This window comes from Maribellus sp. CM-23, from assembly GCF_021354595.1.
In the GTDB taxonomy this organism is placed as follows: domain Bacteria; phylum Bacteroidota; class Bacteroidia; order Bacteroidales; family Prolixibacteraceae; genus Draconibacterium.
In genome coordinates, this window is record NZ_JADWYJ010000001.1 from 1,356,997 (window position 1) to 1,372,792 (window position 15,796).

A 15,796-nucleotide genomic window follows, 5' to 3' on the forward strand; every position below is an offset into this window, starting at 1 on the left:
TTGTCTTTGCAATTATATTACTCGGAGGTATTACTCCTATATACTCCCAATCTATATCCGTTAACTTCAAGAACGTTACCATTAAGCAAGCCATCAAGGAGTTACAATCCAAACACCAATATTCATTTTCTATAAATACCAAAGATATAGAAATGGATAAACGCGTCAGTTTCCAGGCGGATAATGTTGAATTAACAGAGGTTTTGAATCAAATTTTCGAGGGACAGGGGTGTTCTATCTATGTAAAAGACAACATTATCTCTGTAGTAAAAAAAGAAGAAAAACAAGACAAGCCCGTAAATCAAACACAGAAAGTTAAGCTAACAGGTAAAGTTGCAGATGAAGCGAATGAACCTGTTGCAGGGGCTACAATTGTTGTTAAAGGTACCACCAATGGAATAACAACAAACATTGACGGGCTCTTTGAGTTAACGGTTGAGCCTTCACATACAATCGTTGTTTCATTTATCGGCTACAAAACACAGGAATTTGTTGTTGGAGACAAGACACATGTAGACATTACTCTGGTTACCGAATCAATTGGATTGGATGATGTGGTTGTGACTGCACTAGGTATTAAACGCGAAGAAAAAGCGCTAAGCTATAATGTGCAGAAAGTGGGTAGTGGAGAATTGACAACCGTAAAAAATGCCAACTTCATGAATTCGCTTGCAGGTAAAGTGGCAGGTGTGCAAATCAACTCCAGCGCCGCTGGCCCAGGTTCTGCAGTAAAAGTAGTAATGCGGGGAACTAAATCGATTACGCTTAGCAACAATGCCTTGTATGTTATTGACGGTGTACCGATGAACAACTACATGTATGGAAAAACCGATGTAGGAGCATATTCTTCACAACCCGGCACTGAAAGCGCTGCTGACATCAACCCCGACGACATTGAAAGCATGTCTGTGTTAACAGGTCCTTCGGCAGCGGCCCTTTACGGATACGAAGGTTCAAACGGTGTAATTTTGATAACCACAAAAAAAGGACGGGCTGGAAAAACGACTGTTTCTTACAGCAACAGCACTACATTTTCATCTCCTCTGATGATGCCGGAATTCCAAAACAAATATGGAAATACCAATGGCTTAGCCTCTAGTTGGGGTGCTCCTACCGAATACAGGTACGATCCGGCCAACTTTTTTAACACCGGGGTGAACCTGGTAAATTCGGCTTCTATTTCAACCGGGAATGACAAGAGCCAGAGCTACCTTTCGTTTTCGGCCAACAATGCCAACGGTATTCTTCCCAACAACGAGTACGACCGTTACAACTTCACTTACCGGAATACCAGTTCCTTCTTAAACGACAAGTTTCTGATGGATGCGAGCATCAACTACATTGTACAGGAAAGTAAGAACATGGTTTCTCAGGGTCAGTATTTCAACCCGCTTCCGGCACTTTATCTTTTCCCAAGAGGTGAAGATTTTCGCGAAGTACAATTATTTGAACGTTATGATGTTGCCCGGGAAGTAAATGTCCAGTTTTGGCCGTACGGAGACCAGGGTCTATCGCTACAAAACCCTTACTGGATTATGAACCGGATGAACCGGGAAGTGAACCGGAGAAGGTATATATTTTCGACAAGCCTGAAATACAATATTACAGACTGGCTTAATGTAGCCGGCCGCGTAAATGTTGACAACTCCAATCTTGAAAATACAGATAGCCGCTACGCCGGAACCCTGGCAGTTTTTGCTGGAGCAAAAGGTCGCTTCCGGGTAGAAGACCGCGATGAAAGACAAACATATGCCGATGTGATAGCTAGTTTAAATAAAAAGGTTGGCTCTTTTTCAGTCAACGTAAACCTGGGTGCATCCATTAAAGACCGCCGGGTTAGCAGCCGGACCATTGAGGGCGATCTGGAGAAAATAACCAACTGGTTTACCATTGAAAACATGGGACGATCGGTGGGTATTTTTAAACTTGATGATGACGGGCTTAAACGTCAGACCCAATCGGTATTTGCCAACGCGGAATTTGGCTATAACAACTTCCTGTTCCTGACACTTACCGGCCGTAACGACTGGGATTCAGCACTGGCCTGGTCCGAATCCAAAGAGCGTTCATTCTTCTATCCGTCGGTAGGTTTATCGAGCCTTGCAAGCGAAGTGATCCAACTGCCTGATTGGTTCAACTACCTGAAAGGACGTGTTGCTTTCACATCGGTAGGAAACTCGTATGATCCTTACCTGACACGGAGGTTTTATATTTACGATGACCAGACTGACTCGTACCAACTGTCGCGTACCAAACCAAACTACAACCTCAAACCTGAGATTACCAACTCATTTGAGGCCGGGCTAAATATGAAGTTCTTTGATGCCAGCCTTTCGCTGGATGCCACGTATTACTATTCAAATACGCGTAATCAGACCCACCTGGCAAAATTGGCCGACGGAAGAAACGACAATGTTTACATCCAGGCCGGAAATGTATTAAACTCGGGTATAGAGCTGGCTTTAGGCTATGATCAGCAATGGGGAGACTTCAGCTGGGCGTCGAACTGGACTTTTACCTACAATAAAAACAAGGTTGAACGACTGGTTAGTAATTTCCAGATTGACGGACAGGAAATTGAAATATCTGAAATCAACAAAGCCACCTTAGGTAGTTCGGGTTCTCCCCAGTTAAAACTTACCGAAGGAGGTACCATGGGAGACATTTACATGACTTCCGATTTCAAACGCGACAACAATGGCTACATCTATCTTGATCATTCTACACTGCTTCCGTCGATGGTTAGCCTGAATCCTGATGACTACAAAAAATTAGGTTCGCTGCTTCCCAAATACAATATGGGATGGCGAAATTCTTTCTCGTACAAAGGACTTCGGTTAAACGTTTTGCTTAGCGGACGCTTTGGTGGTTTGGCAGTTTCGAACACACAAGCCATACTCGACCGCTACGGTGTTTCCGAACATAGTGCCCGTTTGCGCGAGGCAGGTGGCGTTACCATTAACGGAAACGAGATATCAGCTCAAGACTTCCTAAATATTGTAGGTGAAGGAACAGGTAAGGCAGACTACTATGTGTACGATGCTACCAACATTCGTTTACAGGAAGTTAGCCTCGAATACATGATACCCAAAAAGAAACTAAACAATGTGGCAGATGTTACCCTTGCCCTGGTTGGCAGCAACCTGGCCATGCTTTACTGCAAAGCACCTTTCGATCCGGAACTGGTACCTTCTGCATCAAGTACTTTCTATACAGGAGTCGACTATTTTATGCAGCCAAGCCTGAGGAACATTGGTTTTAGCATTAAGTTACAATTCTAAAAGAACGAAATCATGAAACTATATAATCAAAGAACAATACGTAAGGCAATTATGCTGTTTTTTACAGCATTGCTTATCACTTCCTGTACCGACAATTTTGAGGATTTGAATCTTCATCCATCCAACCCGTCAGAAAATGACCTGACAAATTCGGAAAGGATAGGCTCCTTGTTCCCAACGCTGATTTCGACCATGCATTACGCCCAGGAAAACCGAAACCAGATGGTTGAACAAATGGTTGGAAACCAGTACGGAGGCTACATGGTAACTACCAATAGCTGGCAGGGAACCAATTTCGGCACTTTTAACCCTGCAAAAGACTGGGTTGACTATCCGTTTAACACGATCATGGTGGATTTTAACTCGAATTACCTGTTTGTAAAAGAAGTAACCCAAAGCACCGGGTACATCTATGCCTGGGCTAATATTCTTCGGGTGGCAACCATGCTCCGCGTAACCGACATGTACGGACCAATTCCTTATTCAAAAATAAGCGAAGGCGGTTTGACAACCGGGTACGACAATGTTCAGGACGTATACCACAATTTGATTGCTGACCTGGACAACAGCATCACTTCATTAACCAGTTATTTGGCTGAAAAACCAACCCAAAGTCCTTTGGCTGAATACGACGTAGTATTTAATGGCGATTTTGGAAAATGGATCAGGTTTGCCAATTCGTTAAAGCTGCGCATGGCGGTTCGCATTGCCCAGGTTGACACTGAATATGCCAAAACCGTTATGCAGCAAGCCATCGATGCCGGCCCCATTGAAGTGAACACAGACAACGCTTTTATCCCAACCCAGGATAATCCCTATTACAAATCTTCGCATTCGTGGGGCGACCTGGCCGTTAGCGCTGTGTTATCTGCCTACATGAACGGTTTCGAAGATCCCCGCAGAGAGGTTTACATGACTTTGGCCACTTACGGTGAAAAGTACCGGGGTGTTCGCATGGGAATTGAAAACATATACAAACCGTGGTATTCTGCCACAGCATACTTTTCAAAACCTGCGTTTGCTTCTGATTCTCCGTTGCTGGTTTATTGTGCAGCCGAAACTGCTTTTCTAAAAGCCGAAGCGGCGCTGAGAGGATGGATACCCGGAGGCGACGAACAAGCTCGGTCGTTTTACGAGGAAGGCATCACTTTGTCGATGGAGCAACACGGTGTTACTGCCGGGGATTTCATTCAGTCAACAACACCTCCGGAAGTTTATAAAGACATTGCAACCAACATTTCGATTTCAGTCAATACTCCGGTTACCGTATCATGGGATGATGCCGGGGCAAGTGAAAATACCAAACTGGAAAAGATTATCACTCAAAAGTGGCTGGCGAATTACCCGCTTGGTTTCGAGTCGTGGTGTGATCACCGGAGAACCGGATTTCCCCAGTTTTTCCCGGCACAGGATAATCTTAGCTCAAGTGGTTTTATCGGCGATGTCACAAACAGTTCATCTCGTATGGTAAGACGCTTACCGTTTCCACAATCGCAGTACCAGGGAAATAATACGAATGTACAGGAGGCAGTGCAAATGCTGGGAGGCGATGATGTTGCCAACACAGATATTTGGTGGGCTCAAAAACCCTAAGGCGATGAATTACAAGGTGAGACGTTTACAAAACAAAAAACTTTACCTGTATGAATTTCATATCTAAAAAAAGTAAATACGAAATGAAAACAAGAAATATAAAAATATCATTACTGGCCTTCTTCATGGCTGCCCTGTTTACAGGATGCAACGATTGGCTGGAAACAGAATCTGTAAATGATACGGATTTAAATACCACAATTAAAAGCCAAGAATACTATGCGGCCCTTCGTGAATGGAAGAGCACACCGGGGCTTCCGCAGGTATTTGTATGGTTCGACAACTGGAATGGCATTTCTCCCACAGGAGAAAACAGCCTGAGGGGATTACCCGACTCTGTAACCATTGCTTCCAACTGGGGAGGACACCCCAAATTCGATCTTAGCCCCGAGCGTAAAGCTGACATGGAATACGTGCAGCAAGTAAAGGGTACTAAGGTGGTTGTTACACTTTTCTCGGCAAAGGTAGGAGACGATATGCCCGAAGATGAAATCTATAATATTGGGAACAGTTCAGACGAAGCGGTTGTGAGACCGGCGATCCGTAAATACGCCGAGGCAATTTACGATGCAGTTGTTGCAGCAGGTTACGACGGTTTTGACTGGGACTATGAGCCCTATTACGGTGGTATGTTTGATGCCTACCTTTGGTTGAACGATGTACAAAGCCGGATCTTTATCGAAGAACTCGGCTATTGGTTTGGTCCGGGCTCTCAACGAACAGAGCGTGATGGACGAAAACCAGCCATTCCCGGCTTGCTGTTCCTTGTTGACGGAGAAGTTGGTGTAGGAAAAGGGATGGGCCTAGACTGGGAATCGCAATATATCGACTACTTTGTTTTACAGGCTTACGGTTCAACTTCTGATGCCAACCGTACTTACCGCGTTAGTGGTGTTTTAAGGGATATGGCCAAACACATTGAGTCCGGAGCAATTACCGAAAAAGAAGTGGTACGCAGAACGATCCTTACGGAGAACTTTGAGTCGTATGCCAATTCAGGAGGCGGATTTCTTGGAATGTCAGAGTTTATTTTTAAGCCTGAAGAGCTAAATCAGCAAATTGGCGGATGCGGACTGTACCGGTCTGGTTTTGACTACGCACCAAAAGGAAAAGGTGACTACAATGGATCGCCTGAATACTACTTCCTGCGCAAGGGGATTACCAACATATTCAGGATATTCAACGAAAGACAAAATGTTGCGGAACAAAGTTCTGAAGCAGCGAAATAGCATTGATTTGTAACACGAACAAAAGAAATGAAACAAGCATGTCAATATTTCAACCAGGAACATAATTATCCCTCAGTTGACCGGCATGCAGGTTTCATCCGTCGGTTGACGGATCGCTAAAAATTAAAAATTCAAAGGAATGAAAAAGATATATGCATTAAGTTTTATCATCACATGCCTGGGCATTCTTTTCTCAGGCTGCGACGATGCCGAATATGGAGTTATCGACAACAGCATTTATTTAGGTGATGCAGTTACTTCCAAATCTGCCACCTTGACCATGGAAGAAGAAGTGGTCATTAATGTTAATGTGCGCCTTGCCAAGCAAGTGACCAACGACGTGGAGGTTACCATCAAATTAATCCCCGAATTAATCGATTCTTATAACGAAGAGAATGCTACGGAATATTATCCTGTACCTGATTTTCAGCTGCCTGAAAACGCAAAAGTGATTATCCCGGCAGGAGAAATAAGCTCTGTTTATTCTTTTAGCGTTAAAGACTTCAATACCGGAGGAAAGCAATATGCCCTGGGAGTTGAACTGGGGGATGTACTGGCCGGAGGTGTAACTAAATCAGTATCGCAATCCAGGTTTATTTATCTGTTGTCTAAACCCCTGAAAGTTTCGGTTCCTGTTCTTAACGGAAGGAGTGGAAAGATTACGATGGCACCGGAAACCGATTGGGGAATCACTACGAAAGAATGGTCGCTTGAGTTTTGGGCACGTATGTCAGGTTACAACAGAAATAACCAGGCAGTCTTTAGCACCGGAAGTAAAGATCATGAGATTTATATTCGCTTTGGCGATGCCAACAGACCTTATAATTATTTACAGATTAAAACGCTGGGAGGCCAGGTTCAAACAGATTCGGATCTCAAGGCAAATCAATGGTACCACTGGACTTTTGTGTACGACGGAACAAGTCTTACCATCTACAGAGATGGACAGCAGGACATTAAATTTAATCCACCCGCTCCTAAAGGAGGCGCTGTTCGTTTTGATTACATGAAAATGATCTCCAGCGGATCGTATTTTGTCGATCAGTGTGCGATGAGCCAGGTGCGTTTATGGAAAACAGCGATCTCTCAGTCGCAAATTGAGAACAACATGTTCTTCTCTGTAAATCCGAACAATGCTGATTTGCTGGGTTACTGGCCCATGGACGAAGGAGACGGAAACTCATTTGTGGACATAACAGGTAACGGTCACGACGGAACTGCCGACGAAGGCGTGGTAGTAGGTTGGGAGCACAACATACGTTTTGATCAGCAGTAGCTTACCAAACCAATATAAAATAGTGGTTGAATCATAAAAACTGAATCTTGAAACAAAAGAGCCATCCGCTATTCAGCAAAATGTTCTGTTAAGAGATTTAGTTCTGAAGTACTAATTAGTCAAAGGAGCACAAAGCTCCTTTGACTAATAACTCAAACATTTATTCAGCAAATACTAAACTCCTTAAACCTCGCGGGAATCAATCGGTTCTAATATTTCGCATAAGGTTTAATCAGAGAATGATCGGATAATAATCTTTTCCTCCGGGAATTTTATTGATCTTCCAATTCCCCTTACTCCATACTCACCTGTCTTCCCTTCTAATTTACCTCACACTGCAGTGATCCGGTTATTGGTAATCACATGCACTCCCTACTCAAAACTAACCAGTAAGCGTATTCACTTCCGCCAAAATTTTCCCATGGTCATTTCATTAATTTGCCTACATTTGCAAATGTATGAACATTTGAACAAATGAATTTTAAGATAGACCATTCAGCTAAATTGCCTCTGCATTATCAGGTAGAGGAACTGTTAAGACAATTGATTGAGCAGCCCGACTACCAAAACGGAAAATTCCTCCCCCCGGAAGTAGAGCTGGCCAACCAGCTGGGCGTCAGCCGAAACACTATCCGTCAAGCCACCAATAAACTGGAATACGAAGGATTGATCGTCAGAAAAAAAGGGTTCGGGACAAAGGTTACTGGTAAATCAGTAACAACACAGCTTGACAGCTGGCACTCGTTTACCCAGGAAATGACCGAAAAAGGCATCTCGTTTAAAAACTACCTCGTAAAAGCCCAATTTGTGGAAATCAACGAGAAGATTGCTACCTTTTTCAACATCCCACCCAAATCGAAGGTACTATTGGTCACCCGTTTACGTGGCGATGAAGCAGCCCCTTTTGTGTATTTCGAAAGTTACCTCCATCCTCGCATTGGTGTTTCAGAAACCGAAGATTTCACTCAACCCTTGTACGAATTGCTGGAAACCAAGTACAAAACTCCCGTAAGTAATTCACAGGAAAAAATCAAAGCGCGGATTGCCTCCAAAATAACTGCCGACCGCCTTCGGATTAAACAAGGCGAACCCGTACTGATCCGCGAGCGCTTTGTGAGCGACCCGGGAGACCGGCCGGTGGAATACAACATCGGTTTTTACATCGCCGAGAAATTTACCTACTCCATCAACATAAAACGAGAACGGTAAATCAACCACTCTTTCTGAAAATAATATAAAACCAATAACAACATGAGTAAAAAGAATTTAGCTATCGGAATTGACGTAGGAGGAAGCCACGTTAGCTGTGCTGCCTTCAATTTGGATGAAAAGAAATACCTGCCGGAAACCTTTGCAGAAAGTGACCTGGATAATCATGGTCCGGCGGATGAGATTATTGCTGTGTGGAGCAAAACGATTGCTTGTTCCATCGAAGCAGTTGGTTTGGAAAATCTGTCCGGAATTGGATTTGCCATGCCTGGCCCTTTCAATTATGAAAAAGGAATTCCGCTATTTACCGGAGAAAATAATAAGTACGAAAACATTTACGGGATTGATGTTCCGGCGGCACTGCGAAAGTCGCTGAATCTTCCGGCCGACTTCCCAATCCGCTTCATCAACGATGCAACAGCATTTGCCATTGGCGAAGATTGGGCAGGGAAAGCTCAAGGCAGCAAGCGGTCGTTGTCGATTACACTTGGAACCGGCTTTGGCTCAGCTTTTCTGAAAGACAATCTTCCGGTTACTTCGGGCGATGATGTTCCCGAGCAAGGCTGTACTTGGCACCTTCCTTTTAAAGAAGGAATAGCCGATGATTACTTCTCAACCCGGGGATTGGTGGACCGCTATCAGCAAAAAACAGGGAAGTCGGTCAAGGGAGTTAAAGAGATTGCCATGAGCGCACCAACTGAAGAAGTCGCCCGTGAGCTTTTTAATGATTTTGGATCACAACTGGTGAATTTGTTGCAGCCCTGGTTGGAGCGTTTTCAGGTGGAAATTTTGGTTATTGGAGGAAATATAGCCAATGCTTATGATTGGTTTCAGCCAGCCTTAACAGCAGCCTTAAAAGATAAGAACAGTAACGTGCGTGTCGAGATATCAAGCCTGAAGGAAACGGCCGCCATTATCGGTAGCGCTGTTTTGGCTGACCATTCTTTTTTTCAGAGAGTAGAACCTTTATTGGCTGAAATGTAATACGAATCTAAACCAACTAAATATGACAAAATCAAAAATTTCCTTAAAACTGGTTGCCCCTGTCCTGATGAGCTTTTTCGTCATGAGCTTTTGCGATCTTGTTGGGATCGGTGTTGACCGTGTAAAACTGGAGTTTGGCTTGTCCAACACCATGGCTCAATTAATTCCGTTAGCCGTTTTCTTCTGGTTTTTCGTCCTGTCTGTTCCCGTTGGAATTTTGCAGGATCGGATTGGAAAACGAAATGTGCTAAACCTGGGAATGGCAGTGACTGCCATAGGGCTGCTGGTCCCTTTCTTCTTTTATTCCTTCGGAATGGTTTTGTTTGGCTTTGCCCTGCTGGGGATTGGAAACACCATTGTGCAGGTTTCAGCTAACCCATTGCTGGTAGATGTGGTGCCCGATCAAAAACGCTCCAGTTTCTTGAGTTTCTCTCAATTTGTAAAGTCCATTGGATCCATGTTGGCCGCTCCGTTAGCTGGATGGCTGGCGCTGGTGTACGGCGATTGGAAGCTTTTATTTGCGGTATTCGGCGTGGTTTCCATTTTGGCTATTTTGTGGTTAGGACTAACACCCGTTGAGGAAAGCCGAAATACGGAAAACCGGGCAACCTTTGCTTCTTCTTTTAAGTTGTTGGGAAATGGATTTATTGCCCTGATGGTGCTCTGTATTTTCTTGGTTGTGGGGATTGATGTTGGTGTGAATGCGGTTTCCGGACAGTTTTTATTGCACAAATTTTCGTCGGCACAAACCCTGGCTGAGTCAGGCCGCAGTTTCTATTTCTTTGGAAAACTACTTGGTACCTTGGGAGGAGCTATTTTGCTGGCAAAATGGTCGTCACGAAAGTTCTTTGTCGGTTCATCTATAGCCGGCGTTCTTTCTCTGCTGGCTTTAATTTTTGCACCTACCGAGACACTGGCTTTGGTTGTTATTTTCATCGTAGGCTTAGGAATTGCGAATATCTTCCCACTCATTTTTTCACTTACAGTAGAGCGTTATCCTACCCGTGCCAATGAAATTTCAGGCTTAATGATTATGGCCATTGTTGGAGGGGCTATTCTTCCTCCTGTAATGGGATGGGTGGCCGATGCCTTTAATATTACCGCAAGTTTTGTGGTCTTACTCGCAGCAATTGTTTTCATCTTAATCGTATCAATTTATGGCTTCCAGAAAAAATAAAATGAAAGGCTTGCATTGGTTGGCAGCAGGCGTATTTGCCCTGCTAATGGCATGCAGTCCCAAAAGCAATCCAACAGCTTATGATGCCTTGCAGTATGTCGATCCACAAATTGGTTCGGTGCACGGACGGTGGTTTTTTTACACGCCGGCAGCCTTGCCTTTTGGGATGGCCAAGTTGGCTCCGCACACCAATGCTTACGAGGGCGAAGGAAGTTGGTCTCCGCAAGGATATGACGACCGACATCGCTCCATCGAAGGATTTGGGCATTTTCATGAATTTCAGATTGGCGGGCTGGTTGTCATGCCAACAACGGGAGCATTGAAAACGGTTCCCGGAACCTTGGAAGATCCGGATGCGGGCTATCGCTCGCGGTTCGACAAGGCTAGCGAAGAGTCAACGCCTGGTTATTATTCGGTGTTATTGAAGGATTACGACGTTCGGGCTGAGCTAACAGCGACAGAGCGCGTAGGTTTTCATCGTTATACATTTCCAAAGTCGGAGCAGTCGAACCTGATTATTGACATTGGGCATAAACAAGGTGAAAGTAGCACGGTAACCGATGCTTTTATCCGAATGAACGGGAAAAAGCAGCTTGAAGGTTATATCGAAACGTATCCGGTGTACCTTACTTTTTGTGATCCGGATAACCGGGTGAAAATGTACTTTGTTATTCAGTTGGACAAAGAACCGGAAGCTTTTGGCTCGTTTGTCAATGAGCAACAGGAAGCCGGAGCAACAGAAAGCAAGGGAGTTGGCAATGGTTTTTATCTTACATTTCAAACCGATGAAAATGAATTGGTTGAAATGCAGGTCGGCTTGTCTTATACAAGCATCGCCAATGCTCGCAATAACTTGAATGTGGAGGCTGAGGGACAGACGTTTGACTCGGTAAAAGAAACCGCTGCATTGAAATGGAATGAAAAACTTTCCCGTTTCCAGGTGGAAGGGGCTACTGAGGCTGACCGTATCAAATTTTATACAGGCTTGTACCATGCCCTCTTGGGACGCGGAATAGCGAGCGATGTGAATGGCCAATACATTCAGTACGATAAAACAATTGGGCAGATTCCGTTGGATGAATCCGGAACACCTCGTTATCATCAGTATAACACAGACGGTATTTGGGGCGGTTTCTGGAATCTTGGGCAGCTTTGGGCGCTGGCTTATCCCCGCTATCTGAGCGAATATGTCCAGTCCAATATCGACTTCTCGAAAGTAAGTGGATGGCTACACGATGGCATGGCTGCCGGAACCTACACAAACGGAGTACAAACCAACTTTCAGGGCTTGTTAATGGCCTCGGCTTACAATGCAGGTATTCGCGATTTTGAAGTAGAAACAGGCTATGAGGCAGCCTTGAGAAATGAGCTTGAATACCACGGTCGAGACCTGGGAAATGGGAAATATGATTTACATTATTTCGTAAACAATGGGTATGTCCCATCAAAAGATACGGTGATTGCCAATGGTTGGGTGTTCAACTTTGGTGCGTCTCATACGCTCGAGTATGCTTTTAGTTCGTATGCTGTAGGGCAATTTGCCAAAGCATTGGGACATGAAACAGATTACCAAAAACTGATGACTCAGGCCGGAAACTGGGCAAATATTTTAGACCCGGAAACCCGTTTTATCCGGCCTCGCTACGAGGATGGCCGCTTTATTGAAAACTTCAATCCGTTGGAAGGATGGCGTGGTTTTCAGGAAGGGAATGCCTATCAATATACCTGGTATGTACCGCATGATCCGGCTGGCCTCATCGAGAAAATTGGAATTGATACGTTCAACGTGCGCTTGGAAAAAACATTTGCTGAAAGTCAAAAATCATTGTTTGGAGGAGGTCGCGAGGTGCACAGTTTTTCAGGCGTAGAGAAGCTGTACAATCAGGGAAATCAGCCTTGCCTGCACCAAGCCTGGTTGTTCAATTACTCGGGTAAACCTTGGCAAACCCAGCATTGGACACGAACCATTTGCGATGAATTTTATGGAACAGAACCACTGCATGGCTATGGTTTTGGGCAAGATGAAGACCAGGGACAGCTTGGTGCCTGGTACGTGATGGGTGCACTTGGGCTATTCGATGTTCAGGGACATGCGGCAATGAACCCATCATTTCAGTTCGGAAGTCCGCTGTTTGACAAAGTGACGATTCAGCTGGATGAGAACTATTATGAAGGAAAGACTTTGGTACTCGAAACCCGCAACAACTCCAAAGAAAACAAATACGTACAGTCGGTTACGTGGAATGGCCAGCCTGTAGAAAATTGCTGGATCTCGCGAAATGAACTGATGAAAGGGGGAACCCTGCTTTTTGAAATGGGTAGCAGCCCCAATAAAAACTGGGGAGTAGGAATGCCTCCTCCGTCTATGGAAAAATTGTAGAATCAGTCAAGCTAAAACCAAAAGTGATGAGTAAAAATTCTGTTTTAACGGTGTTCTTTTTGTTCGCATTTGTGTTTGTGGGGCTTGCCCAGGGAGAGGAAATTTTGTTGAACACAGGATGGAAAGCGAAACGGGCGAGTGAGCTTCCGGTGGATGGAACTGTTATTTCTTCGGCTGACTTTGAATTTTATGACTGGATGGATGCTCAGGTGCCGGGAACGGTGTTGACCACCATGCTGAAAAATAACAAAGTGCCAGATCCTTTTTATGGCTTGAACAACGAGCTGATTCCTGATATTTACGATACAGGAGCAGATTACTATACGTTTTGGTTTCACAAGCGTTTGCAGAACATGGAATTGCAGGAGGGACAGCAGGCTTGGCTGAAATTCCGTGGAATTAATTATTCGGCTAACGTCTTTCTGAACGGACAGCGTGTGAATACCGATACTCATCATGGTATGTTTCTGCGGGAAAAGTACTTGATCACTCCCTTTTTAAGTCAAGAGGATGGTGCTGCCAATAATCTGGCAGTAATTGTACATCCGCCCAATCCGGTTGGGCATGCCAATGGCGGACAAGGAGGTGATGGAACAATTGCCCGGTCGGTTACGCAGCAATTTACCGCTGGCTGGGACTGGATTTGCCCGATTCGCGACCGAAATACCGGAATTTGGGATCAGGTTGCCATTGAAATTACCGGACCTGTGGATATTCAAAATCCATTTGTTCGTTCAAGAGTGCCCGGAAAGCGAACTCCAGGGAAGACGCAACAACCGGCCTTTTTAACTATTTCTGCAGAATTGGTTAATGCAACAGCAGAAGATCAGAAAGGGGTTTTAGTTGCCAAAATAGGTGATCAGAAGTGGACTTTGCCTGCTACGCTTAAGGCTCGGGAAACGGTTACGCTAAGCTTTCCTGAGATTAAGATGGAGAATCCGAAACTGTGGTGGCCGAATGGATGGGGTGAAGCAAACTTGTATCAATTGGAATTGAGCTTTCAGCAGAATAATACGCAATCGGATAAAGAAGCAGTCGGCTTTGGGATACGCGAAACCGGAACTTATTTTGATCAGGAAGTCGGAGGACGTGTGTTTCTGGTGAATGGTCAAAAAGTATTTATAAAAGGTGGAAACTGGATCGCTTCGGATGCACTGTTGCGACTTTCGCCTGAAAGGTATGAAGCCGAGGTTCGGATGCATGCGGAGATGAACATGAACATGATCCGGGTTTGGGGAGGCGCGATGCCCGAACGGCCTGAATTTTATGAGGCCTGCGATAAATATGGACTCCTGGTATGGCAGGATTTGTGGGTGTCGGGCGACTGTAATGGGCGCTGGCCCGATCCAAAGAAAAAAGAGTCGCAAGCCAGAAGACAGGCGTATCCTGATGATCATTCGTTGTTTCTGACTTCGGCTATCGATCAGATTAAGATGCTTCGGAATCATCCGAGTTTGTACCTGTGGTGCGGAGGCAATGAATTTCCACCTCCACCCGATATTAACAAGCAATTGGAAGAACGGATTTTCCCGGAATTTGATGGTACCCGTTACAACGTGAATGAGTCAACCTCAGACAGTATTCTTCGAAATACGATTGGCGGAAACGGCGACGGCCCTTACGGCATACAGGATCCACTTCGCTTTTTTGTGGTGGAGTCGTATCCCTTTAATCCGGAGTTGGGTTCGGTGGGCGTTCCTAATGTTGAGGCCATGCGCAAGATGATGGATGCAAAGGATTTGGTTCCTCCGCGCAATGACCGGCCGAACGAGGTGTGGCGCTACCATAAATACATCGGCTACGGAAATACCATTGAGCAAATGGGCGAAATCAAGGGAATTGAGGATTTCTGTAAAAAGGCTCAACTGGTCAATTACGAGCAATACCGGGCGTTGCAGGAAGGCTTTAATGCTGGCATGTGGAATCAATATACCGGGATGCTGGTGTGGAAAAACCAAAATCCGTGGACTGCTTTGCGCGGACAGTTTTACGATGTGTGCCTGGATCAGACAGGTGGTTTCTACGGTTATCAACATGGCGCAAGTCCCATTCATGCTCAACTCAATTTGAATGATTCGACCATTTGTGTGATGAATCAGACGCTTTCAGACGTGACCGATCTTACCGTTGATGTGCAGTTGATCGGGCTGGACGGAAAGCTTTTGCATGAACGAACCTTCAAGCTTGATGTTGAAGCCAACGCCTATAAAAATGCCGGACGGTTGTTTGATCGTGAAAAGCCGGAGGGATTTTATTTTGCTCGTTTAAGCCTGAAAAACAAGCAGGATGAACTAATTGGTGAAAATCTTTATTGGTTGGTGAGCGAACCTTCCGATTGGCAACAACTTGATAATCTTGCTCCAGTAAATCCTCAGGTGAATTTGAAAAGAACGGAAGGAAAGCATTACCTGGCTGATATTTCCAATAAGGATCAGTCACCTGCCTTTTTTATTCGATTGAAAATTACGGATAAGGAGTCTGGCGAATTGATGCTGCCTGCTTTTTTTGAAGATAACTACCTGACGCTTTTCCCCGGTGAGCAAAAGCAAATTGCGATTGATTTATCGCACCTGCCTAAAGAGATCGATCTCAATAAACTTCAGCTGGAATTGGCTCCGTGGAATGGAAAACAGATCATCAAAACTTTTAATGAATAATCGCAACGGC

Annotated in this window: 9 protein-coding genes; all 9 read left to right on the plus strand. The window is 44.8% G+C overall.

All coding sequences use genetic code 11. The features are described 5' to 3' along the window. Window positions 1-152: 152 nt before the first annotated feature. The 9 genes from INQ51_RS05395 (at window position 153) to INQ51_RS05435 (ending at window position 15,786) form a co-directional block, all read left to right on the plus strand. Window positions 153-3,281 carry a SusC/RagA family TonB-linked outer membrane protein gene (locus tag INQ51_RS05395; protein ID WP_233376855.1) on the plus strand — a complete coding sequence of 1,043 codons (3,129 nt, stop codon included), beginning with the start codon at window positions 153-155 and terminating at the stop codon, window positions 3,279-3,281. A 12-nt stretch (window positions 3,282-3,293) separates the two neighbouring features. Further along, window positions 3,294-4,874, plus strand: coding sequence for a SusD/RagB family nutrient-binding outer membrane lipoprotein (locus INQ51_RS05400; protein ID WP_233376856.1), 1,581 nt, complete (start codon window positions 3,294-3,296; stop codon window positions 4,872-4,874). Window positions 4,875-4,957: 83 nt separating this feature from the next. Beyond that, on the plus strand, window positions 4,958-6,103 hold the full coding sequence (locus tag INQ51_RS05405) for a glycoside hydrolase family 18 (RefSeq protein ID WP_233376857.1): 1,146 nt from the start codon (window positions 4,958-4,960) through the stop codon (window positions 6,101-6,103). 139 nt (window positions 6,104-6,242) lie between these two features. Beyond that, the gene (locus INQ51_RS05410; protein WP_233376858.1) at window positions 6,243-7,379 is read left to right on the plus strand and encodes a DUF1735 and LamG domain-containing protein; all 1,137 of its coding nucleotides are present in this window, start codon (window positions 6,243-6,245) and stop codon (window positions 7,377-7,379) included. Between the two features lie 474 nt (window positions 7,380-7,853). Beyond that, entirely contained in the window at window positions 7,854-8,588 is a 735-nt protein-coding gene (locus INQ51_RS05415; protein ID WP_233376859.1) for a GntR family transcriptional regulator, read from the plus strand. 42 nt (window positions 8,589-8,630) lie between these two features. Continuing rightward, a complete protein-coding gene (locus INQ51_RS05420) occupies window positions 8,631-9,572 on the plus strand; it encodes an ROK family protein (protein WP_233376860.1) in 942 nt (313 codons plus the stop codon). 22 nt (window positions 9,573-9,594) lie between these two features. Then, window positions 9,595-10,749, plus strand: coding sequence for an MFS transporter (locus INQ51_RS05425; protein WP_233376861.1), 1,155 nt, complete (start codon window positions 9,595-9,597; stop codon window positions 10,747-10,749). After that, the gene (locus INQ51_RS05430) at window positions 10,730-13,129 is read left to right on the plus strand and encodes a GH92 family glycosyl hydrolase (RefSeq protein WP_233376862.1); all 2,400 of its coding nucleotides are present in this window, start codon (window positions 10,730-10,732) and stop codon (window positions 13,127-13,129) included. Before INQ51_RS05425 ends, INQ51_RS05430 begins: the two co-directional genes overlap by 20 nt. Window positions 13,130-13,155: 26 nt before the next feature. Then, window positions 13,156-15,786, plus strand: coding sequence for a glycosyl hydrolase 2 galactose-binding domain-containing protein (locus tag INQ51_RS05435; RefSeq protein ID WP_233376863.1), 2,631 nt, complete (start codon window positions 13,156-13,158; stop codon window positions 15,784-15,786). Window positions 15,787-15,796: the final 10 nt, after the last annotated feature.